At 74.2% G+C, this 21,277-nt stretch carries 16 protein-coding genes; 9 read left to right on the forward strand and 7 right to left on the reverse strand.

The annotated features are described in order from the left end of the window. Positions 1-24 precede the first annotated feature (24 nt). Positions 25-3,090 carry a helix-turn-helix transcriptional regulator gene (locus IEV65_RS15930; protein WP_188430841.1) on the forward strand — a complete coding sequence of 1,022 codons (3,066 nt, stop codon included), beginning with the start codon at positions 25-27 and terminating at the stop codon, positions 3,088-3,090. A 76-nt stretch (positions 3,091-3,166) separates the two neighbouring features. Here IEV65_RS15930 and IEV65_RS11350 read toward each other — a convergent pair whose 3' ends face one another. Then, positions 3,167-4,759, reverse strand: a complete 1,593-nt coding sequence (locus IEV65_RS11350; RefSeq protein WP_188430842.1) for a S8 family peptidase — start codon at positions 4,757-4,759, stop codon at positions 3,167-3,169. Positions 4,760-4,842: 83 nt separating this feature from the next. Next, on the reverse strand, positions 4,843-5,811 hold the full coding sequence (locus tag IEV65_RS11355; protein WP_188430843.1) for an XRE family transcriptional regulator: 969 nt from the start codon (positions 5,809-5,811) through the stop codon (positions 4,843-4,845). A 196-nt stretch (positions 5,812-6,007) separates the two neighbouring features. Between IEV65_RS11355 and IEV65_RS11360 the strand changes: the two genes are divergently transcribed. Continuing rightward, positions 6,008-6,607: a dihydrofolate reductase family protein gene (locus IEV65_RS11360; protein WP_188430844.1), complete on the forward strand. Its 600-nt coding sequence runs from the start codon at positions 6,008-6,010 to the stop codon at positions 6,605-6,607. A 98-nt stretch (positions 6,608-6,705) separates the two neighbouring features. Here IEV65_RS11360 and IEV65_RS11365 read toward each other — a convergent pair whose 3' ends face one another. Then, positions 6,706-7,794, reverse strand: a complete 1,089-nt coding sequence (locus IEV65_RS11365) for a 3-hydroxyisobutyryl-CoA hydrolase (RefSeq protein WP_188430846.1) — start codon at positions 7,792-7,794, stop codon at positions 6,706-6,708. A gap of 37 nt (positions 7,795-7,831) precedes the next feature. On the opposite strand from IEV65_RS11365, the gene IEV65_RS11370 reads away from it, so the two are divergent. Then, complete coding sequence (locus IEV65_RS11370; RefSeq protein WP_188430848.1) at positions 7,832-8,731, forward strand: DUF5926 family protein; 900 nt, start codon at positions 7,832-7,834, stop codon at positions 8,729-8,731. Positions 8,732-8,779: 48 nt separating this feature from the next. Continuing rightward, positions 8,780-9,547 carry a glycosyltransferase family 2 protein gene (locus IEV65_RS11375; protein WP_308642575.1) on the forward strand — a complete coding sequence of 256 codons (768 nt, stop codon included), beginning with the start codon at positions 8,780-8,782 and terminating at the stop codon, positions 9,545-9,547. Here the strand turns inward: IEV65_RS11375 and IEV65_RS11380 are convergent. Next, positions 9,544-9,993 carry a DUF4446 family protein gene (locus tag IEV65_RS11380; RefSeq protein ID WP_229735208.1) on the reverse strand — a complete coding sequence of 150 codons (450 nt, stop codon included), beginning with the start codon at positions 9,991-9,993 and terminating at the stop codon, positions 9,544-9,546. The genes IEV65_RS11375 and IEV65_RS11380 overlap by 4 nt on opposite strands. Before the next feature lie 93 nt (positions 9,994-10,086). Between IEV65_RS11380 and IEV65_RS11385 the strand changes: the two genes are divergently transcribed. Beyond that, positions 10,087-12,258 carry a hypothetical protein gene (locus IEV65_RS11385; protein WP_188430852.1) on the forward strand — a complete coding sequence of 724 codons (2,172 nt, stop codon included), beginning with the start codon at positions 10,087-10,089 and terminating at the stop codon, positions 12,256-12,258. Positions 12,259-12,602: 344 nt separating this feature from the next. Here IEV65_RS11385 and IEV65_RS11390 read toward each other — a convergent pair whose 3' ends face one another. Next, positions 12,603-13,661: a diacylglycerol/lipid kinase family protein gene (locus IEV65_RS11390; protein WP_188430854.1), complete on the reverse strand. Its 1,059-nt coding sequence runs from the start codon at positions 13,659-13,661 to the stop codon at positions 12,603-12,605. A 73-nt stretch (positions 13,662-13,734) separates the two neighbouring features. Then, complete coding sequence (serS, locus tag IEV65_RS11395; RefSeq protein WP_188430856.1) at positions 13,735-15,021, reverse strand: serine--tRNA ligase; 1,287 nt, start codon at positions 15,019-15,021, stop codon at positions 13,735-13,737. A 93-nt stretch (positions 15,022-15,114) separates the two neighbouring features. Here serS and IEV65_RS11400 point away from each other — a divergent pair, with 93 nt between their 5' ends. The 4 genes from IEV65_RS11400 (at position 15,115) to IEV65_RS11415 (ending at position 19,331) form a co-directional block, all read left to right on the forward strand. After that, a complete protein-coding gene (locus tag IEV65_RS11400) occupies positions 15,115-16,503 on the forward strand; it encodes a sensor histidine kinase (RefSeq protein ID WP_188430857.1) in 1,389 nt (462 codons plus the stop codon). A 62-nt stretch (positions 16,504-16,565) separates the two neighbouring features. Continuing rightward, positions 16,566-17,195, forward strand: a complete 630-nt coding sequence (locus IEV65_RS11405) for a response regulator (protein ID WP_229735220.1) — start codon at positions 16,566-16,568, stop codon at positions 17,193-17,195. A gap of 88 nt (positions 17,196-17,283) precedes the next feature. Further along, on the forward strand, positions 17,284-18,165 hold the full coding sequence (locus IEV65_RS11410) for an ABC transporter ATP-binding protein (protein WP_188430858.1): 882 nt from the start codon (positions 17,284-17,286) through the stop codon (positions 18,163-18,165). After that, entirely contained in the window at positions 18,162-19,331 is a 1,170-nt protein-coding gene (locus tag IEV65_RS11415) for an ABC transporter permease (RefSeq protein ID WP_188430859.1), read from the forward strand. Before IEV65_RS11410 ends, IEV65_RS11415 begins: the two co-directional genes overlap by 4 nt. A 24-nt stretch (positions 19,332-19,355) precedes the next feature. Here the strand turns inward: IEV65_RS11415 and IEV65_RS11420 are convergent, their stop codons facing one another. Next, entirely contained in the window at positions 19,356-21,104 is a 1,749-nt protein-coding gene (locus IEV65_RS11420; RefSeq protein ID WP_188430860.1) for a sigma-54-dependent Fis family transcriptional regulator, read from the reverse strand. Between the last annotated feature and the right edge of the window lie 173 nt (positions 21,105-21,277).

A 21,277-nucleotide genomic window follows, 5' to 3' on the forward strand; every position in this document is an offset into this window, starting at 1 on the left:
GACCTCGGGGTCATGATGGGGGACGTGACACCGGAAGAGCGGGCCGCGACGCCCCTGCTGGGGCGCGACGACGAGCTCGCGCAGCTGGTCGACCTGGTCGGCCTCGGGAGCGACCCGAGGTCGACCATGGTCGTGCTCGGGGGAGACGCGGGGGTGGGCAAGACCCGCCTCCTGCGGGAGCTGGGGGCGCGGGCGGAGCAGGCCGGCTGGCGAATGCTGGCGGGCCACTGCCTGGACTTCGGCGACAGCGCGGTGCCGCTCATGCCCTTCCGTGAGGTGCTGGGGCGCCTCGACGAGGATGCGCGCCGCGCGATGGTGCCCGTGGTCGCGAGCCATCCGGCGTTGGCGCGGCTGGCCCCGACGCGGCACCTGCCCGCCCCCGGCGAGGGCGAGGACGGCACGGACGGGGGTATGACGCTGCCGGCACCTCAGCGGGTGCCCGGCGGCGCGCCCTTCGGCAGCGCCGGCGACGCGGGCGACGTCGCCGGGCGGGGCGAGCTCTTCGAGGGGATCTACGCCGCGCTGGAGACCCTCGGTGAGCAGGGCCCGGTGCTCCTGGTCGTCGAGGACGTCCACTGGGCCGACCGGTCCACCCGCGACCTGCTCTCCTTCCTCTTCGCGCGCGGGCTGCGCGCGCCCGTCTCGGTCGTGGTGTCCTACCGGGCCGACGACCTGCACCGGCGGCACCCGCTGCGGACGACCCTGGCCGAATGGGGACGCCTCTCGGCGGTCGCCCGCCTGCACCTCGACCGGCTGGCCGACGCCGACGTGCGCGAGCTCGTGCACGTGGTGCGGCCCGAGCTGACCGACGTGCGCGCGGTGGAGGGCATCGTCCGGCGCGCGGAGGGCAACGCCTTCTTCGCCGAGGAGCTGCTCAACACCGAGTGTCCGGGCGGCGAGGCCCTGCCGTGGAACCTCGCCGACGTCCTCCTCGTCCGCCTGGACCGACTGCCCGAGGCGACGAGGGTGGTCGTGCGCGCTGCCGCGTGCGTGGGGCGGCGGGCCTCGCACGCCCTGCTGGCCGCCGTGGTGGACCTCTCCGACGCCGAGCTCGACGAGGCGCTGCGGGCGGCCGTCGAGGCGCAGGTCCTGGTGACCGGGTCAGACGCGAGCTACACCTTCCGCCACGCGCTGCTGGCGGAGGCGGTCTACGACGACCTCCTCCCGGGGGAGCGGGCCCGGATCCACGCCGCCTGCGCCCTCGCGCTGCGGGAGGGGAGGGCCAGCGGGACGGCGGCCGAGCTGGCCCGGCACGCGCGTGCCGGTCACGACCCGGTCACGGCCGTGCACGCCTCAGTGGAGGCCGGGCAGGACGCGATGGCGGTCGGTGGGCCCGACGAGGCCGCCCAGCACTTCCTCAACGCCCTCGAGCTGCTCGACCTGCCGGGCGTGGCGGCCGAGGCGGGTCTGCGGCGCAGTGCTCTTGTGCTGGACGCCGCGCAGGCGCTGCTCACCTCCGGGCACAGCTCGAAGGCCGTCACGCTGCTGCACCGTGAGGTGGGCGAGGTGCGCGGCGCGGACGGGGGCGCCGGGGACGCAGCCTCCACGCCGGAGGAGGGTGAGCGCGCGGAGCTGCTGACCGCCCTGGGGTATGCCGTGTGCGCGGTGGACGACGCCCGGGTCAGCGCCGGGGACGCGACCGACGAGGCGCTCGCGCTGCTGGGCGAGGAGCGCTCGGCGCGCCGGGCGCGGGCCCTCGCGGTGAGCGCGCTCGTCGCCTACGGGTCCGGTGACGACGACGGCGCCCGGCGGGCGGCGCAGGCGTCCTACGACCTGGCCTCCGAGCTCGGCCTGGAGCGGCTGCGCTCCGATGCCGCGACGACCCTGGGCCGGCTCACCTCGAGCGGCGACCCCGATGCGGCACAGCGGGCGATCAAGGAGGTCGTCGAGCGGTCGCGGGCGACCGGCGACATCGACGGCCTGATCCGCGGCCTGCACCAGCTGGGCGGCATCCTCTTCGAGCTGGGGCGCTACGAGGAGGCGCGGCCGCGCTACCGCGAGGCCGCCGAGCTGGCCCTGCGCCACGGGCGTCAGTGGGGCCCCTACGGGTTCGACGCCCGGGTGCTCGCCGGCCTCGTCTCCTACCACCTGGGGGACTGGGAGGAGGTGGACCGGATCGTCGACGTGGATCAGCAGGCCCCTCCGCCGGTGCCCGGCGCGCTCCTGCGCGCGCTGGCGCTGCATACCCTCGCCGGGCGGGGAGACCCGGCCGCACCTGCGGCGCTCGCCGCCTCGCCGGAGGCCACCGACCGGGACGGCTGGGCCGTCATCCTGCGCGCCGTCGCAGCGGTCGACGTGCTCGGCGACGTCGGTGACCTGGCGGGCGCGGTCGAGACCTACGACCGGGCGAGCGAGGCCGTGCGGCTGCTGTGGGGGGTGCGGTCGTTCGCCGCGCAGGTGCGCCTGGCCGCACTCGTCGTCGGTCACCTCGCCACGCGCGCAGCTCTGGCCGCCGGACCCGAGCGTGAGGAGCTGGTCCGGACCGCGGCGCGGCTGGCGGAGGACGTCGAGCGCACCGTGGGGTCGTCGGCCGCGCGTGGACGGTCGTTGGGTCCTGAGGGGCTCGCGTGGTCGGCCCGGCACCGGGCCGAGCAGCTGCGGCTGCGCTGGCGGGCCGGCCTGGAGGCGCCCGAGCTCGAGGAGCTGGTGGCCGCCTGGGAGGAGGCGGTCGAGCGGTTCGAGCGGCTGGGCCATGCCTTCGAGACGGCCCGGTCCCGGGCCCGGCTGGCCGCCGTGCTGTCCGCCGCCGGCGCCGAGCACGCGACCAGGGTGGCCGCGCTGGTGGCCCAGGCCCGCGCCGTCGCCGAGCGGCTCGGGGCGCTTCCTCTGCTGTCCGAGCTGGCCGCGGTCGACGGTGGACCCGTGCGGTCGGCTGCCGCGACCGGGCCGGCGCCCGCGCAGCTCACGCGTCGGGAGGCCGAGGTGCTGCGGCTGGTCGCCGCCGGACGCAGCAACGGCGAGATCGGCCGGCAGCTGTTCATCGCCACGAAGACCGTGAGCGTCCACGTCTCCAACATCCTGGGCAAGCTGGGCGTGACCAGCCGCACCGAGGCGGCCGCCGTGGCGCGCGAGCGCGGGCTGCTGGGGTGAGAGCGACGTGCGGCCAGGGCCACCGGCCCTGGCCGCACGCCACGGAGTCCGTCAGGCGGACGGCTCCGTCACACGCTCACGGGCGGTCCAGGCTGAAGGTGTAGCTGCCGGAGCCGCTGTAGGACTGCACGACCCACGAGTAGTAGCCCGAGGTGCCGGTGTAGCTGATCTTCTCCTCGGAGGTGGAGCTCAGGCTCGAGGCGACGGTGGTCCACCTGCCGTTGACGTACTTCTCCAGCTTCAGGTCGAAGTCGGCGTTGGAGGGACCCGAGAGGCAGGCGACGTGGGTGCCGCTGCCGCTGTAGTAGTAGCCGCTCGTGCCCGGGTGGTACTCCAGGTCACCGGAGGAGGACAACGAGCGGGTCTCGGTCTCCGGCAGCGCGCAGCTGGGGGCCGGGTCGGGGTCCGGGTCAGGGGTCGACCCCCCGAAGTTGGTGTTCAGGAGCCGGTTGGGCGAGCCGGTCCCGATGCTGGTGAGGCGGCCGGTGGTGGCCTGGCCGAGGACCGCCGCGCTGACCGTGGCCGGCGAGGCGGTGGGGTTGTCCTCGAGGTAGAGCGCGACGGCGCCGGCGACGTGCGGCGAGGCCATCGAGGTGCCGCTGATCGTGTTGGTCGCAGAGGTGCCGGTGTACCAGGCGGAGGTGATGTCCGAGCCGGGGGCGAACAGGTCCACGCAGCTGCCGTAGTTGGAGAACGACGAGCGCGAGTCGGTCCGGGTCGAGGAGCCGACCGTCAGCGCCTCGGCGACGCGGTTCGGCGAGCCGCTGCAGGCGTTGGCGTTGTCGTTGCCGGCGGCCACCGCGTACGTCACGCCCGAGGCGATCGAGTTGCGGACCGCGGTGTCCAGAGCGGTGGAGTCGCTGCCGCCCAGGCTCATGTTCGCCACCGACGGGCCTCCGGCGTTGTTCGTGACCCAGTCGACGCCGGCGATGACGCCGGAGTTGGAGCCCGAACCGTTGCAGTCGAGGACGCGCACGGCGACGAGCGAGACGTCCTGGGCGACGCCATACGTCTCACCGCCGACGCTCCCGGCGACGTGAGTGCCGTGGCCGTTGCAGTCGGTGGAGCCGCGACCGTCGGAGATCGCGCTGTAGCCGTGCCGGGCGCGGCCGGAGAACTCCTGGTGGGTGGTCAGGATCCCGGTGTCGATGACGTATGCCGTGACCCCCTCGCCGCTCGCGGTGTAGGAGTAGCTGTTGCTGAGCGGCAGGGCTGCCTGGTCGATGCGGTCCAGACCCCAGGTCGCGGGGGACTGCTGGCCCGCAGCGGTGAGCGAGATCACCGTGTCCTGCTCGACGTAGGCGACGTCGGGGTTGCGGCGGATGCCGTCCAGCGCCTGGGCCGGCAGCTCCGCGGCGAAGCCGTCCAGGGCGGTGCGGAAGGTGTGCAGCACCTCCCCGCCCTGCAGGTCGGCAGTCCGGGCTGTCGCTGTGACGGTCCGGGCGGAGGTGTCCTTGTCGAAGACCACGATGTAGCGGTCCTTGATCGGCTGGCCCGCCTGGGGAACCGTGAGGGGGGCCATCTCGCCGCTGGCCCGTGATGCGACGGCGGCATCCCTGGTCTCGACCGGACGGTCGGGGGAGGCCTGCGCGGCGGCGCCCAGCGGTGCGACGGCGACGAGCGCGCCGACCCCGAACGCGCAGGCGCGTCTGATGCGTGAAGTGGACATGGTGCTCCTCTCTTCCCGCGTCGTCGGTGACGCGGTGCCGACCACACTGGCCAGCCGGTCACGAGGTCCACAAGGCTTAACTTTTAGACGGGGCCGGCCTGGGGTATGCCGTCGCTCGCGCTTGACCCGACGTCCGCCGGCTCGTTCTGCGGCCACTCCCAGCGGGCTCCCACGACCCCTGGCCGACCGTCGAGCTCGACGACGAGAAAGCTGTGGTCGGCCGGGTCGAGGGAGATCTCCTCAGTGGTCGTCGAGCCGTCCACGGGCGTGACGTAGCGCTCGCAGCGGCTCGGCAGAGCGTCCGGGTGGAAGCGGACCTCGAGCACGTACTGCCGGTTGTTGAAGCGCCGTCGACGCTCGTAGCGCTCCGCCGGCGGGTAGGGCGGGCGAGGGCACAGGTCGTAGGCCACCTCGACCAGCTCCCCCCGGCGCAGCGGCCGCAGCAGCAGCATCTCCGCGGTGATGACGCCGGTCTCCTGGTTGGCGACCACGCGCCCGACCGTGCACCGCACGGCGGGTCGGATCTCCGGCAGAGGGAAGGCCGGGTCGTCGAGGCCGTGCATGACGACGAACCGGTCGACGCCGTCGCGCTCGGCGCGCATCACCTGCTGGATCCGGCAGCCGCGCTCGGTGCCGTCGGGACCGACGTGGACGGTGTCGTGGTGGCTCACGCGCGTGAGGTGGTCGTCGTCGCTCTGGTCGACCAGGTCGAAGGCCGCTGCGATCTGCGGGACCTCGCTCCACAGCGCGCCCCACGTCGGAGGGGCCTGGTTGCGGCCCCGCGGCGCTGGGCGTCCGAGCTGGCCCACCAGCGATCCGGGCTCGACGCGGAGCACCTTCTCGAGCGTCGCCAGGCAGGTCAGTGACGTCTGGCGGCCGGGGCGGCTGCGTCCGGACCGCCAGTAGCTCAACGTGGCGGTGCTGACCGGTGTCCCGGCCTCCTCCAGGCGCGCGGCGATCCGGCCCAGCCCCAGCCCGCGCCGCTCGATGGCTGTGCGCAGGGCGGTGGCGAAGGGCGAATCCTCTGGCTGGTCTGCCTGTGGTGCGGGCATGCTGACGTCCTCCCGAGTGACGGCGCTCCCCGACCTGTCCCTCAGTCCGGGCCGGCCGCGGCACATGTGGCCGGGAGACTACCGGCGGGTAGCCGGCCTCACAAGGGGAAGAGGACACCCCCTGCCGCGAGGGGCTCCGATGAGTCCGCAGAGGGAGCGTGGTCTGCCCTGAGGACAGACTCAGAGGAGGACGACCATGGCCACGACCTACACCATCGACATCTTCTCCAGCCTCGACGGCTTCGGCTCCTACGGGCCCGGCGGGGACTGGGGCGGCTACTGGGGCAAGCAGGGACCAGAGCTGCTCGAGCACCGGGCGCGGCAGCTGGCCGAGCCGCAGCGCATGGTCCTCGGCGCCACGACCTTCCGGGAGTTCGTCCAGATGCTGGGCTCGGCGGACGACGGCTCCGAGGTGCGCGACGCCTGGGTGACGCGGATGGTCCACCTGCCGGCCACCGTCGTCTCCTCCACCCTGGTCGAGCCCCTCGACTGGCCGGACGCCACCGTGGCCACCGGCGACGGAGTGGAGGTCGTGCGCCGGCTCAAGGAGGAGTCCGACGTCCCGCTGCGCTCCCACGGCAGCCTCTCGCTCAACCGGGCCCTTCTCGACGCCGGACTCGTGGACCGGTTGCAGGTGACCACCTTTCCCGTCCTGACCGGGCGGAGCGGCACCGGCCGGATCTTCGAGGGGATCGGTGACTTCGACCTCGAGCTGCTGGACTCCCACGTGCTCGACGGCCGCACGGTGGAGTCGGTCTACCGGCCCACGGTCCACCGCTCAGCGAGCGCGGGCTGACCCACCCCACCGGACGCGCCAGGTGGTTGCTCACCCGTAGGGACCACGGGTCAGGGGTCGCGAGTCAGGGCTGTCGCGGACTGACGGCGCCGCTGACGTCAGGCCTCGCCGAAGGCCGCCAGCACCTGGTCGCGCGAGACGTCGGCGACCGACCCGTCCGCCCACCGGGGCTCTCGGTCCTTGTCGACCACCTGGGCCCGCACACCCTCGGCGAAGTCGGGGTGCCGGGCGAAAGCCGCCCCGAGCAGGGTGTCCTGCTCGAGCACCTCGTGCACGTCCATCGAGGCGGCCCGCCGGACCGCCTCGAGCGTGACGGCCACCGAGTGCGGGGACCGGGCCGCCACGAGCGCGCCGGCCTCACGCGCCTCCGGGCTCTCGTGCCCCAGCAGCCGGTCCAGGATGACCTCGGCGTCGTCGCCCGCGTAGCACTCGTCGATCCAGCTCCGGTTGGCCTCGAGCCACGACCCCTCCACGGGCAGGTCGCCGTCCCCGTCGCGTCCCTCCTCCGCGCGCTCGGCCAGCGCCGTCGCACCCGCCTGCGGGTCCGCCCGCAGCGCCTCCAGCACGACCTCCTTGGTCGAGGAGGGCACCACCACGTCGGCCATCCCGAGCACCACGGCGTCGGCCGCGCCCACCGGCGCGCCGGTCAGCGCCACGTGCGTCCCCAGCTCTCCCGGTGCGTGGGCCAGGAACCACAGCCCGCCCACGTCGGGGAAGAACCCGATGATGACCTCGGGCATGGCCAGCCGGGTGCGCTCCGTCACCAGCCGCACGGATCCGTGCGCCGACACACCGACGCCGCCGCCCATCACGATGCCGTCCATCCACGCGACGTACGGCTTGGGGAAGTCGACGACCTGCCGGTCCACGGCATACTCCACCTCCCAGTAGTGCTCCGCGGCGGCGTGGTCGCCGCCCTGCACGGCGTCGCGCAGCGCCCGCACGTCACCACCGGCGCACAGCCCTCGCTCCCCGGCCCCGTCGAGGAAGACCGCCTCGACCGCCGGGTCGTCGGCCCACGCGGCCAGCTGGGCCCGCAGCGACTCGACGGCGGCGAGGTCGAGCGCGTTGATCGCCCGCGGCCGGTGGAGCCGGACCCGCCCGAGGGGACCGTCCACGGCATACAGGACCTCGTCGCCGTGCCCCGGCGCCGGGGCCCAGCTCAGCTGCTCGTCGCTCTCGCTCATGCTCCGGCACTCTAACGGCGCACGTAGACTCCCCCGCATGGGTAAGGCTTCACGCAAGAAGGGCGCCGACAAGGCCGCCGCCAAGGAGCAGCGCGCTCCCTACGTCGCGCGGCCGTTCGAGGGCCTCGCGAAGGAGACGGACTGGGTTGCGATGCGGGAGATCCTCCCCGCGGCGACCGCGCCGGTGACCGTCGTCGTGCCGGAGGGCACCGAGGTCGACGGCCGTGCGGTGCCTGCCGGCGAGCACGCCGTCACGCTCGTGACGATCCTGCCGGGCGCGATCCCCGCGCTGCACCGCGACAACGGTGAGGTGCTCGTCGCGCTCCAGTCCCGCACCTCCAGCGGTGACGCCTCCCGCGACGTCGCGCAGGCGGTCCTCACGGCGCTGGCCGCGGCGCCGGGCACGTCGGTCAACTCGGTGCGCCCCGCGACCGCCGCGACCCCGCGCCTCCAGGACCTGCTCGCGGACGGCACCGAGCTTGACGTCCAGGTCCACCAGGACTTCGGCTTCTGGCTCTCCGACGACGCGACCGAGGAGCAGCGCGCCGCGCTCGAGCAGATGAACGACACCGCCGTCCCGATGCAGCGGGTCGACGGCGCCCCGTCCGCCTACTGGACGCACATGACCGGCCGCTCCTACGTCCGCTGGATCCTCGGCGAGGACGAGGACACCGCGGTCCGGGCGATGGCGCGCCTCCAGGCGGCCGGCGAGCACACGCTGGGCGAAGGCACCGAGCTGCTCGGCGCCTTCCGCGCAGCCGGCCTGCTCGTGCCGGTCATCGAGGTGGACGCCGCGGCCGAGGCCGCCAGCTTCGCCGACGCGCTGACCGAGCTCCAGGCCCGCTACGAGAAGGCGCTGACCAGCGACGAGCCGCTCACCGCCGACGAGCGGCGGGCCCGCGACGGTCTGGTCTCCCGCCAGGTCACCCTGCGCTGACCTGAGAGGTATGCCGTGAGCGTGCCGGTCGGTCGGTCCGAAGAGGTCGTGGCGATCGTCCCCGCCAAGGACGAGGAAGAGCGCATCGCCGGGACAGTCGCTGCGCTGCAGCGGATCCCGGCGGTCACGCACGTGGTGGTCGTCGACGACGGATCGGCGGACCAGACGGCGGCGGTGGCCGAGTGGGCCGGCGGCGTCGACGTCGTCCGGCACGCCCGCAACCGGGGCAAGGCGGCCGCGATGGAGACGGGCGCGGCCCGGGCGGCCGAGCTCGCGCCGGGCGCCGCCCTGCTCTTCGCCGACGCCGACCTGCAGGACTCCGCGGAGAACCTCGCGCCGCTGGTCGCGCCGGTGCTCGCCGGCGCGGCCGACATGACGATCGCGGTCCTGCCGCCCCAGGACCGTCCCGGCGGCGGCTTCGGGATCGTGGTGCGGACCGCCCGCGAGGGCATCGCGCGCCTGACCGGCTGGGCACCGCAGCAGCCGCTCTCGGGCCAGCGGTGCCTGAGCCGGGCCGCCTTCGACCGGTCGCTCCCGCTCGCCCCCGGCTGGGGCGTCGAGGTGGGGCTGACCCTCGACGTGCTGCGCCGTGGCGGCACCATCCAGGAGGTGCCGTGCGAGCTGCGGCACCGGGTGACCGGCCGCGACCTCGCCTCCCAGCTCCACCGGGCGCGGCAGCTGGCCGACGTCACGCGGGCGCTCGCCGACCGCTCGCCGGTCGGTGACCGCCTCCAGCAGACGCGGGGCCGTGTCCTGCAGGCGCGAGGTCGGGTCCGGCGCAGCCTGGGCCGGGAGTGGAACCAGCTCGGCGACTAGTCCGTCGAGCCCGTCCGCGCCGAGTCGAGCGCCTGCCGCTCCTCGGGCGTCAGCACCACCTCGGAGTCGCCGCCGACGATGCCCTTGGCGTAGGTGCGGCTCTCCCCGCGCGCGTGGATCGAGCTGATGACGAGCCCGTCGCCGTCGTCGTCGACCACCGCCGCGCTGAAGCTCATCCGCCCACCCATGTCGCCGAACGCGTCATACCGGACGACGGCCACGTGCCGCAGCGCCTGGGTGAGGTCCGTGCGCACCCGCTCCAGACCTGCCTCGAGCTCCACGATGCGGTCGAGCGGCGGCTCCGTGGGCACTCCCGCGTCCACCAGCCGGGCCAGCTGCCGGTCGACGACGCGCAGCCGTCGCACCGCGACCGCCGCGACGACCAGCGCGAGCAGGGCCAGGCCCACCGCTCCCCACGCCAGCAGGGTCGGGTCGAGTCGGTCCACCCCCCGAGGGTATGCCGTGCCGCCCCCCACCCGCCCCCACCCCGCCGTGACACGATGCCGGGGACCGCAGTGACACACCAGACGGGAGCGGGTATGCCGAGGCACCAGCCGGGCGCGTGGGCGTTCGTGGTGATGGTGCTGGCCGCGTGGGTCGCGGCCGTGCTGCTCGCGCCCGGCGGCCGGGTCCCCGCCCCGGAGGGCGACAGGCCCGCGCTCGCCCCGGTGGGGGACGCGCCGGTGGTGCTCGTCGGCATACCAGGCCTGACGTGGGACCTCGTGGGGGAGCGGACGCCGACGCTGAGCGCGTTGGCCGAGGACGGCGCGGTCGCCGCGCTCGTGGTGCGGGGCGCGCACGAGGTGACCTGCCCGGCCGACGCGTGGCTGACCCTCGGTGCCGGACAGCGGGCCGGGACGGCCGTGTCAGGGTGCGGTGACGCGGAGGGTGCGGAGGGTGCGGAGGGTGTGGGGGCTGCGGCGGGGACGGGCCCGGTGCTCGACGACGTGGTGGTGGACGGCCGGGTCGCCCCGGACGCCTGGGGCCGTTGGCGCGCCGCTGCCGACCGGCGGGCGCTCGGGCCGCAGCTGGGCTCGCTCGCGCGGCTGGTGGAGGGCGCGGGCGGGTGCGTGGCGGCCTACGGACCGGGTGCGGTCCTGGGAGCGGCCGGCACGGACGGCGCAGCCTCCGTAGCGCGGCCTGACGGCCTCGTGGGTCTGGCGGCGCTGGACGGCCCCTGCGACGTGCACCTGGTGAGCGGGCCGGCTCTGCAGGACGACGCGTCGTCGGACCTGGCCGACGCGGACGCGGCGCTCGGCCGGCTCATGCTCGGACTGCCTGCGGGCAGCCGCCTCGTCGTGGCCGGGCTGGGGCACACGGCGGGTCGCGCGGAGACCACCGTCCTCGTCGAGGCGGTCGTCGGCGCGGACGGTGCGGCCGTGCGCGACGGGGGCGGCGGCCTCCTCGGGTCTGCCTCGACCCGGCAGGTCGGGCTCGTGCAGCTCACCGACCTGACGACTGCTCTGGTCGAGGCGGCCGGCGCGAGTCCCGACGACGCCCTGGCCGGGGGGCCGGTGGTGGAGGTGGCGGACGGAGGCGGCACCGGAGCCACCGCTGGCGCGACCGACGTGGTGACGAGTGCGCGCGACCTCTCGGCGGCCGTGTCCGGTGCCAAGCGGCTGGCGCCCTGGGTGCTCGGCGCCCTCGCGGCGCTGCTGCTCCCGCTCCTGGGAGCGGCGGTGCTGCTGCGGCGGCCCCGTCTGGTCCGGGCGGTGGCGCTCACCGCGATGTCGGTGCCGGTGGCCACCTGGCTGGCCGGCCTGCTGCCCTGGTGGCGCTCCTCCTCGCCCGGTCCGGCGCTCGTGGTGGCCACGCTGGGGGCCGCCCTCGTGGTGGCTGCCTACGCCGGGCTCGGCCCGTGGCGGCGCGACCCCCTGGGGCCGCCGGCCGCGGTGGCGGCGGTGACGATGGCGGTCGTCGGGGCCGACGTGATCGGATCGGCGCGGCTCGGGCTGGTCTCGGTGCTCGGCCTGCAGCCGGTGACCGCCGGCCGGTTCTTCGGGCAGGGCAACGTGGGCTTCGGGCTGGTGCTCGGCGCGCTGCTGGTCGTGTGCGCGGTCCTGCTCTCGCGTCTGCCGCGGCTCCAGGCCATGGCCGGGGTGCTCGTTCTCGGCGTGGCGACCTTGGTGCTCGACGCCGCCCCGCAGTGGGGCGCCGACTTCGGCGGCGTCCCCGGCACGGTGCTGGCGGTGGGGCTGCTCACCCTGGCCGCGCTCCGGGTCCGCTGGCGACCGTCGACGGTGGCGCTCCTGGTCGGGGTCGGCGGGCTCGTGGCCGCCGCCGTGATGGTGGCCGACTGGGCGCGGGGGCCTCGCCGGACGCACCTCGGAGACTTCGTGCAGAGCGTCCTCGACGGGGAAGCCGGCGGGATCGTGGTGCGCAAGCTGTCCCAGGGCGTGGGCATCCTGGTGACCTACCCCCTGTCGTGGCTCGCGGTGCTCGCGCTCGTGGGTATGGCGGCGGTGGTGCTCACCCGACGCCCCGGCTGGACCGGGCCGCTGTGGCGTGAGGCCGGCGTCCGTCCCGCGCTCCTCGCAGGTCTGGTGGCGATGGTGTTGACGTGGGTGCTCAACGACTCAGGGATCGCGGCCGTCGCGCTGACCCTGGCGATGCTCATCGGCCTCGGTGTCTTCGTTCTTGCTGCGGCCCCTGAGGACCGCGGCCGGTCCGGCGCTCCCCGGCCGTCTCAGAGCCGACCGCCGGCGGGGTAGCGGTCCTCGGCCGCTACGGATCTGCATCCCCACAGGACGCAGATACGTAGCGCGCCCCCGTCCCGAGGGTCGGTGTGGGGTGATCTGTCCCGGCGACACGCCCAGCTGGCTCCGGCCCGCGCGTGCACGTGCAGGCTCTGGTCGGTCCTTGTCGGGCATGTCGTCGGGACGGATGGCCAGGTCGCCGTGCTCGGGGCCGTCCTCCTGCTCGGCGGATGGCCCGGGCGCCGTGCTCGGGGCCGTCCTCCTGCCAGGACGGATGGCCCGGGCGCTGTGCTCGGGGCCGTCCTCCTGCTCGGCAGCGGCGAGGGGATCGCCGGCGATCCCTACCGCCAGCCGCCCTGTCAGGACAGCGCGTCGATGCTGTCCCCTGAGGTGCCGGCGACGCGGACGACCAGGGAGCCCGGCTGCACGACGACGCGCATCGCGATCGCCGTGCCGAGGGTGTCGCCGTCGACCTCCAGCTCGACCGGCTTGTCGGAGACGACCCGCACCTCCTGGCCCTGGAGGTGGTCGACCCGCGAGTGCCCGATGCGCCGACGGGTCGCGAGCTGGGCGAAGGTCGCCCCCCACCCGACGACGCCCTCCGGCGAGAGCAGGACGGCGTCGACGCTGCCGTCGTCGGCGAGCGCGTCCGGCAGCAGGTCCATCCCGCCCATCAGCTTGCCGACGTTGCCCACCATGACGCTGCGCACGCGCCGCCGGAACGGGGCGCCCCCGTCGACCTTGACCGCCACCGTGAACTGCGGCCCCTTGAGGTGGCGCAGCCCGGCGACCAGGTAGGCCAGCCAGCCGACGCGGGCCTTGAGCCCCTCGGGGGCCCCCGCCATGACCTCCGCGTCGAAGCCGAGCCCCGCCATGACCAGGAAGGTGTGCTCCTCGCGCACCTCCGAGCTTGAGCGGTCGTCGACGGCGTCGTCCAGGTCGACGTTCTCGGAGGGGTCCTCCTCGTCGGCCAGGCGCGCGGCGAGCTGGGCGCTCGTCGGCCGGACCAGGTCCAGGCGGCAGGTGTCGATCCGCGTGTCCACGCCGGTCAGCGCGATGTCGAGGCAGCGCTCGAGCGAGTCGACAGGCAGGTCGAGGTTGCGGGCGAGCAGGTTGCCCGTGCCGCCGGGGAGCAGCCCCATCGGCACGTCGCCGCCGGCCAGCACGGACCCGACGGTCCGCACGGTCCCGTCGCCACCCAGCGGGCAGACGAGGTCCACGCCCGCCTCGAGGGCCTCGCGCGTCTGCCCCTCGCCGGTGTCCTCGGGCGTCGTCTCGAGCCAGAGCGGCTCGTCCCACCCGTGCCGTCGGCAGGCCTCCGCGACGAGGTGGTGGACCCGGTCCACGCGGTCGAACTTCGTGGGGTTGACGATCACGGCCGCCCGGCGCGGGCCGGAGGCGGTGGGATGGGTCGACATGCCTCCTACCGTATGTCGTGCGGCCGGGTCGGTCCCAACGCGTCGCCGCTCGGGTCCGCGGGTCAGCCCCGGCTCAGGCGCCCGGCGGCACCACCGGTCGGAGCTCGTCCACGCCGCCGAGGAAGGGGCGCAGCGCCTCGGGCACGTAGACCGACCCGTCCTGCTGCTGGTGGTTCTCCAGCAGGGCGATGATCGGCCGGGTGCTGGTCAGCGCGGTGCCGTTGAGCGTGGCCACGATCCGGGTGCCGGACTCCGTGCGCTCACGGGTGTTGAGCCGGCGCGCCTGGAACGTCGTGCAGTTGGAGGTGGACGTCAGCTCGCGGTACTTCCCCTGCGTGGGGATCCACGCCTCGCAGTCGAACTTGCGCGCGGCCGGCCCGCCGAGATCGCCCGCGGCGACGTCGATCACGCGGTAGGGCAGCTCGAGGGCGTCGAGCACCCGCCGCTCGATGCGCAGCAGGTTCTCGTGCTCCTCCGGCGCGTCCTCGGGGCGGCAGTAGACGAACATCTCGGTCTTGGTGAACTGGTGGACCCGGAAGATGCCGCGGGTGTCCTTGCCGTAGGACCCGGCCTCGCGGCGGTAGCAGGTGGAGGTCGCGGCATACCGGAGCGGACCGGCGGACAGGTCGACGATCTCGTCGGCGTGCAGCCCGGCGAGCGCCACCTCGGAGGTGCCGGTGAGGTAGAGGTCGTCGGCCTCGAGGCGGTAGACCTCGTCCGCGTGGGCGTCGAGGAAGCCGGCGCCGGCCATCGTCTCCGGACGCACCAGCGTCGGGGCGACGACGGGCACGAACCCCTCGTCCTGCGCGATCGCCTGCGCCAGGCCCATGAGGGCGAACTCCAGCTGCGCGCCGACGCCGAGCAGGTAGTAGAAGCGCGCGCCGGAGACCTTGGCCCCGCGCACGGTGTCGATCGCGCCCAGCAGCTCACCGAGCTCGAGGTGGTCCTTGGGCTCGAAGCCCTCGGCCGCGAAGTCGCGCGGGACGCCGACCTCCTCGAGCACGACGTAGTCGTCCTCACCCCCGACCGGCACACCCTCGACGACGATGTTGCCGATGCGGCGCATCGCGGCGTCACGCTCCTCGGCCGCGGCGCCGGCCTCGGCCTCGAGCTGCTTGACCCGGGCGGCCAGGTCCTTGACCTGCGCGAGCAGCGCCTGCTTCTCCTCGCCCTGCGCCTGCGCGACGGTCTTGCCGAAGGCCTTCTGCTCGGCCCGGGAGGTCTCGAACTGGGCCAGCGCGGCGCGGTGCCGCTCGTCCGCGGACAGCACCTGGTCGACCAGGCCCGGGTCCTCGCCCCGGGCCTGCTGGCTCGTGCGGACGCGGTCGGGGTCGGCGCGGAGCTCGCGGATGTCGATCATGCGGGTCAGCCTACTTCCGGGGGAGGGTATGCCGTCGCGGCCTCCGCCCGTGGTGGGAGGCCTGCCCCGGCCCTGGCTGCCTACGCTGGAGGGATGAGCGTGATGGACCGGTGGACCGGCGCCGACGAGGGGTGGGAGCGTCCGTCGCCGGGCCCCGCGCAGCGGCGGCGCGACGTCTGGCTCGCCGTGGGCGCGCTCGTCACGGTCAGCGTGGGCGCGGAGCTGATGCGGAGCATGGGTGGCTTCGAGGAGGAGCCGCACGGCGTGCCGTGGCAGTACGTCGCGATGACCAGCCTGGCCCTCCTCGTGCCGTTCCGCCGGACCCACCCGGCTCTCGTCACCGCGCTCGCCGGGATCCACATGCTGGTCGTGGGGCTGGTGCTGCCGATGACGATGAGCACCCTGCCGATGCAGGCCCTCTACTTCTTCCTCATCTTCTCCGGCGTCGCCTGGGCGCGGGACCGGCGGCTGCTGACCGCCGCGCTCGCGCTGGTGCTCGTGCTCATGGCCGCCTGGATGGCATGGACCTTCGCCATCGGCAGCGGGGTGAGCCAGCTGGCGGGGATGTTCGCCGAGGACCTCCCCGAGCAGGTGGGCCTGTTCCCGCTCACGACGGCGGTCGTCGGCTTCATGCTCCTCAACAACGTGCTCTTCTTCGGCGGTGCGATCGTGCTGGGCCAGCTGGCGTGGAACGGTGCCCGCCGGACCGCGCAGGTCGTGGCGCAGGCGGCGACGATCGAGGTGCAGTCCGGGCGGCTGCGCGACCAGGCGGTCGTGGCCGAGCGGCTGCGGATCGCCCGCGAGCTGCACGACGTGGTCGCGCACCACGTCTCGGTCATGGGCGTGCAGGCGGCAGCGGCCCGGCGGGTGATGGACCGCGACCCGGCAGCGGCGGCCCTGGCCCTGTCCGCCGTCGAGCGCTCCTCCCGCGATGCCGTCGGCCAGATGCGCGACCTGCTCGGCACCCTGCGCAGCGACGACGTCGACCCCGGTATGCCGCTCCCGCCCGCCGAGGCGGTCCCCGGCGACCGCAGCCCCCAGCCCACGCTCGCCGAGCTCCCGGCGCTGGCGGAGCGGGCGAGCACCCCGACCTGCACGGCGACGGTCACCGTGGTCGAGTCGTCTGCCGGTGCCGCCGGCCGGGTGCCCCCGCCCGTGCAGCTGTCCGCCTACCGGGTGGTCCAGGAGGCGCTGGCCAACGTGCACCGGCACTCGACGGCGCGCAGCGCGTCAGCGGTCGTGCGCGTCGACGAGGGCGCCGGGGTGCTGGAGGTGGAGGTCGTCGACGACGGCACGCCACGCACGGGGACGTCCGGGACGGGACTGGGGCTGCGCGGCATGCGTGAGCGCGCGCAGCACCTCGGTGGCGGGATCGAGGCCGGCCCGCGCGTCGGCGCCCGGGGCTGGCGGGTGAGGGTGTGGTTCCCGACCCACGGACCGGTGCAGCGCGACCCGGAGCCGGCAGGCAGGATGGGCGCGTGAACGGGGCGAGGGTGAGGGTGCTGCTGGTCGACGACCAGCCGCTGCTGCTGCAGGGGTTCGCGATGATCCTCTCGGTCGAGGACGACCTCGAGGTCGTCGGCCAGGTGGGGGACGGGGCCCAGGCGGTCGAGGCGGTCGCGCGGCTGCGGCCCGACGTCGTCCTGATGGACGTGCAGATGCCGGTGCTCGACGGCGTGGAGGCGACCCGCCGGATCATCGCCGACCACCCGGACGTCCGGGTCGTGGTGCTGACCACCTTCGACCGCGACGACTACCTCTTCGACGCGCTCGAGGCCGGGGCGAGCGGCTTCCTGCTCAAGAACGCCGACCCCGACGACCTCGTCCAGGCCGTGCGCGCCGCGGCCGACGGGCACGCGCTCCTGGCGCCCGAGGTGACGATGCGCGTCATCACCCGGATGACCGGCGCCGGGCCGTCCGAGGGAGAGGGGGAGGAGCGCGGCATACCCCTGCCCATGCTGACGGGGCGCGAGCGCGAGGTGCTGGAGCAGGTGGCGCGGGGCATGTCCAACGGCGAGATCGCCCGGGCCTTCTTCGTGACCGAGGCGACGGTGAAGACGCACGTGTCCAACGTGCTGGCCAAGCTCGGGGTGCGCGACCGGGTGCAGGCGGTCATCGCGGCCTACGAGGCCGGCCTCGTCTCCCCGCGCCCGCTGAGCAGGGACCGCGCCTGAGGTCTCCGGCCTCCGACGAGGGACGGAGGCCGGATCTCCCGCCCGGGCCCGATGCGCGGGCCCGAGCCCGCTGCCTAGCGTGGGACCCATGTTGCAGATCTCTCACCTCACGCGCCGGTTCGGCGACGTGGTGGCCGCCGCCGACGTCTCCTTCGAGGTGCCCGCGGGGCAGATGGTCGGCTTCGTCGGGGGCAACGGCGCGGGCAAGACCACGACGATGCGGATGATCATGGGCGTGCTCGCGCCCACGTCCGGCGAGGTGCTGTGGGACGGCGCGCCGACCACGCGCGAGGTGCGCGCCCGGTTCGGCTACATGCCCGAGGAGCGCGGCCTCTACCCCAAGCAGCCGGTGCTCGGGCAGCTGGTCTACCTCGGCCAGCTGCACGGCATGACCGCCTCGGCCGCCCGGCAGCGCGCGACGGAGCTGCTGGGGCGCTTCGGGCTGGGCGACCGACTGGACGCCAAGGTCGAGACGCTGTCGCTGGGCAACCAGCAACGCGCCCAGATCATCGCCTCCGTGCTCGGCGACCCAGTCGCCCTCGTCCTCGACGAGCCCTTCTCCGGCCTCGACCCGGCGGCGGTCGACCAGATGAGCGAGCTGCTCCGCGAGCACACGGCCCGCGGGGTGCCCGTGCTCTTCAGCTCCCACCAGCTCGAGCTCGTGGACCGCCTGTGCGACTCGATCGTCGTGCTCCACCACGGGCGGGTCGTCGCCAGCGGCAGCTCCGAGCAGCTGCGCGCCACCGCGCCGCTGCGCTACCGGCTCACCACCACCGGCGACACCGGCTGGGTGCGCGGCGCCCCCGGCATCACGGTCGTCGACCTCGACGGGCCGAGCGTGCTGGTCGAGCCCGCGGACGAGGACGCCGCCCAGCGGCTCCTCGCGGACGCCGCGGCGCGCGGCCCGGTCCGGGAGTTCAGCCTGATCCGTCCCAGCCTGTCCGAGATCTACCGGGAGGTGGCGGCATGAACCGCGCCTGGTCCGTCGTCGCGCTCCGCGAGATCATGGTCCGTCTGCGGGACCGCAACTTCCTGATGTCCACCGGCTTCACGCTGGTCTTCCTGCTGGGCGCCATCCTCGCCCAGCAGTTCTTCGGCAACCGCGCGATGTCCTACGACATCGGGGTGGAGGGCCCCGAGGGCGCGCGGATCGTCGCGCAGGCCCAGGAGCTCGCGCGCGCCGAGGACCCGGAGGTCCGGCTGACCAGCACCGAGCTGGGCGACGCGGCGGCGGTGGAGGAGGCGGCTCGGGTCGACGACGTCGACTACGGCCTGCTCGCGACCGCCGACGGGTGGGAGCTCGTCGACGAGGGACCCACCGCCGGCGACCTGCAGATGCTCGTCGGCGAGGTGGTCCGGGAGGACGCGCTCGGCCGCAACGCCGAGGCCGCCGGCACCGACCTGGAGTCGCTCCTGGCGGGCTCGGCCGTCACCGCGCGTGACCTCGCCGAGGGCGACGGCGGCAGCACCTTCCTCGCCTTCGTCCTGGGCCTCGTCTTCGCGATGCTCTTCTACATGTCCTCGTTGCTGTTCGGGATGCAGATCGCCAGCAGCGTGGTCGAGGAGAAGCAGTCGCGGCTCGTCGAGATCCTGGCCGCCGCGATCCCGGTGCGGACGCTGCTCCTCGGCAAGGTCGTGGGCAACACCGTCCTGGCGCTGGGCCAGCTGGTGCTCATCGTCGCCGTCGGGCTCGTGGGGCTGGCGTTCACCGACTACGACGTGGCGCTGCCGGGCCTGGCCGGGGGCATCGCGTGGTACGTCCCGTTCTTCGTCGTCGGCTTCCTCGCGCTCGCCTGCATCTGGGCCGCCGCGGGGTCGCTCGCCTCCCGCACCGAGGACCTGCAGTCCACGACGATGCCGCTGACGATGCTGCTCGTGGTCGTCTTCGTGGTGAGCCTCAACCTCGAGGGGGTATGGCGCGTGGTCGCCTCCTACGTCCCGATCACCTCGACCATCCTCATGCCGATGCGCGTCCTCGAGGGCGAGGCAGCCTGGTGGGAGCCGTGGGTCGCGCTCGTGGTGGTCCTGGCGTTCTCCCTCGTCACCGTCCGCCTGGGGGCGCGCCTCTACCAGCGCTCGCTGCTGCATACCTCCGGGGCGTTGTCCTGGCGCCGGGCGATGACGCTCACCGACTGAGGGGGGCGTGGCGGCGCCCCGGCGTCACAGGCTCAACGGGTCGATGCCGTAACGCCGCAGCTTGCGGTACAGCGTCGAGCGCGCGATCCCGAGATCGCGCGCGGTGCGGCTCACGTTTCCGCTCCGGTCCTGGAGCCCTCGCAGGATCGCATCGCGCTCGATCGTCTCGAGCTGGCGGAGGACGAGCCCGGTGACCAGCGAGTCCGGAGGCAGGTCGGTCACGTCGATGCGGTCGGGGTTGCTCGCGCGACGTGCGGTGGCCCGCATCGTCTCCTCGAGCTGACGGACGTTCTTCGGCCACGTCATCCGGGCCAGGGCGGTCTGGGCAGAGGACGTCAGGACGTGCTCGCCACGAGGGAGGTGCTGCCTGAGGAGGTGGCCGGCCAGCGCGAGCAGGTCACCCTGGCGGTAGCGGAGAGGCGGCAGCTCGCATCTGGTCCGGCACAGGCCCAGCAGCTCGTCCTCGGGTGGCACCGCCTCGGGGTCGGCGGTGATCGCCACCCGCGAACGGTCTCCGGGCGGAGGGGCGAGGAGACGGTCGACGAGCGCGGTGCGCAGCCGGGGGCTCAGCCAGTGCGAGCGCCGGATGACGACGAGGTTGCGGGGGTCGGAGCTCGCCCCGTCGAAGGAGGTGAGCCATGCGTCCTCGTCACGTGAGAGCTCCGGTGGTGAGAAGACGACGGGGTTGATGCCGGCGTGCCGACGGTGCAGAGCCGCCAGCAGGTGGCTCTTGCCAGTGCCAGGTTCTCCGAGGACGGCGAGGAGGTCGCGCCGGAGGTATGCCGCTTCCGCCTCCGCCACCGCCCGCAACCACGCCGCGTCGCCGCCAACCAGGCCGGGGATGGTGGCCGTGGCCGGGACGGGTGAGGTGCGTCCGCGCGAGGCACTGACGACCCGCACCGCCACGACGTGGCCCGAGTCGTTCTGACCGTCCTGGACCATGGAGATCTCCACGAGCTGACCTGACGGCAGGGTCGTCTTCCGTGCTGCCCCGGACCTCAGGTCGCCCTCCCGCACGAAGGCCAGCAGCGCTCCCTGGTCGACGCTGGTCAGGACGGCCCTGAGCCGGTCGTTCATCATCAGGCACTCGGAGTTGAAGGCGAGCACCGGCAGGTGCCGCAGCCGACGGCATACCTCGAGATAGCGTCCGAAGAGGCGGAACTCGCGGTGGGAGGAGATGCGTGCCAGCTCGGCCTGGATCTGCTGCGCGGCAGAGCTGGCCAGGGCCATGGCCATGGGGCCGGAGGTGCTGGCCAGCGTCGTGAGGTTGAAGGTCCCCAGCACGGTGCGGCGAGTCGGGTGCACCACCGGGACCGCTGCGCACTGGAACGGCCGCAGATCCTCGACGAAGTGCTCGCTGCCGTCGATGCACACCGCGCGCTGGCTCGCCAGGGCGGTGCCGATGCCGTTGGTCCCCACCGAGGCCTCCGAGAAGACGTGGCCAGGAGCCAGCTTGACGCGGTTGAGGCGGGTGGCCATGCCTGGATGGGTGAGGCGACGGGTCAGGATCACCCCGTTGTGATCGGTCAGCATGAGCCCCACCGGTTCGTTGGAGAGCTGCTCGTGCAGGGCGTCGATGATGGGCATGGCGGCCGACATGAGGGGCGACTCCAGCTCCGCCCCGTCGACGTACCGAGGGGTCAGGTGCTGCATGTCGATGCGGTGCTCCATCGAACGTTGCCAGGAGGCGACGACAAAGGGTCTGACCGTGCCCGCGGACCCCCGCACGTCGCGAAGGGTGGCGCGTGCCAGCTCCAGGGTTGCGTCGGTCATGAGCGAACCTCCTCGGGCCACCACCGCGGCCCACGTTGGCGGCAACTGTACGGGCGCACCGGTGCCCACGGAAGGGCCTGGACCCGTCTCACTCTGAGACACCTCCGGGACTCGCAATGGGACACCCGCCCTGCGACTGCCCGCGGTGTGCTGGTGCTCCCCGACCGGAGCGT

Source organism: Ornithinimicrobium tianjinense (assembly GCF_014636495.1).
Classification (GTDB): domain Bacteria; phylum Actinomycetota; class Actinomycetes; order Actinomycetales; family Dermatophilaceae; genus Ornithinicoccus; species Ornithinicoccus tianjinensis.

What these genes read in the sequence shown, in the direction of transcription:
- IEV65_RS11350 (WP_188430842.1), bottom strand. Translation starts at nt 4,759, where the DNA reads ATGTCCACTTCACGCATCAGACGCGCCTGCGCGTTCGGGGTCGGCGCG.
- IEV65_RS11355 (WP_188430843.1), bottom strand. Translation starts at nt 5,811, where the DNA reads ATGCCCGCACCACAGGCAGACCAGCCAGAGGATTCGCCCTTCGCCACC.
- IEV65_RS11360 (WP_188430844.1), top strand. Translation starts at nt 6,008, where the DNA reads ATGGCCACGACCTACACCATCGACATCTTCTCCAGCCTCGACGGCTTC.
- IEV65_RS11365 (WP_188430846.1), bottom strand. Translation starts at nt 7,794, where the DNA reads ATGAGCGAGAGCGACGAGCAGCTGAGCTGGGCCCCGGCGCCGGGGCAC.
- IEV65_RS11370 (WP_188430848.1), top strand. Translation starts at nt 7,832, where the DNA reads ATGGGTAAGGCTTCACGCAAGAAGGGCGCCGACAAGGCCGCCGCCAAG.
- IEV65_RS11385 (WP_188430852.1), top strand. Translation starts at nt 10,087, where the DNA reads ATGCCGAGGCACCAGCCGGGCGCGTGGGCGTTCGTGGTGATGGTGCTG.
- IEV65_RS11390 (WP_188430854.1), bottom strand. Translation starts at nt 13,661, where the DNA reads ATGTCGACCCATCCCACCGCCTCCGGCCCGCGCCGGGCGGCCGTGATC.
- serS (WP_188430856.1), bottom strand. Translation starts at nt 15,021, where the DNA reads ATGATCGACATCCGCGAGCTCCGCGCCGACCCCGACCGCGTCCGCACG.
- IEV65_RS11400 (WP_188430857.1), top strand. Translation starts at nt 15,115, where the DNA reads ATGAGCGTGATGGACCGGTGGACCGGCGCCGACGAGGGGTGGGAGCGT.
- IEV65_RS11405 (WP_229735220.1), top strand. Translation starts at nt 16,566, where the DNA reads ATGATCCTCTCGGTCGAGGACGACCTCGAGGTCGTCGGCCAGGTGGGG.
- IEV65_RS11410 (WP_188430858.1), top strand. Translation starts at nt 17,284, where the DNA reads ATGTTGCAGATCTCTCACCTCACGCGCCGGTTCGGCGACGTGGTGGCC.
- IEV65_RS11415 (WP_188430859.1), top strand. Translation starts at nt 18,162, where the DNA reads ATGAACCGCGCCTGGTCCGTCGTCGCGCTCCGCGAGATCATGGTCCGT.
- IEV65_RS11420 (WP_188430860.1), bottom strand. Translation starts at nt 21,104, where the DNA reads ATGACCGACGCAACCCTGGAGCTGGCACGCGCCACCCTTCGCGACGTG.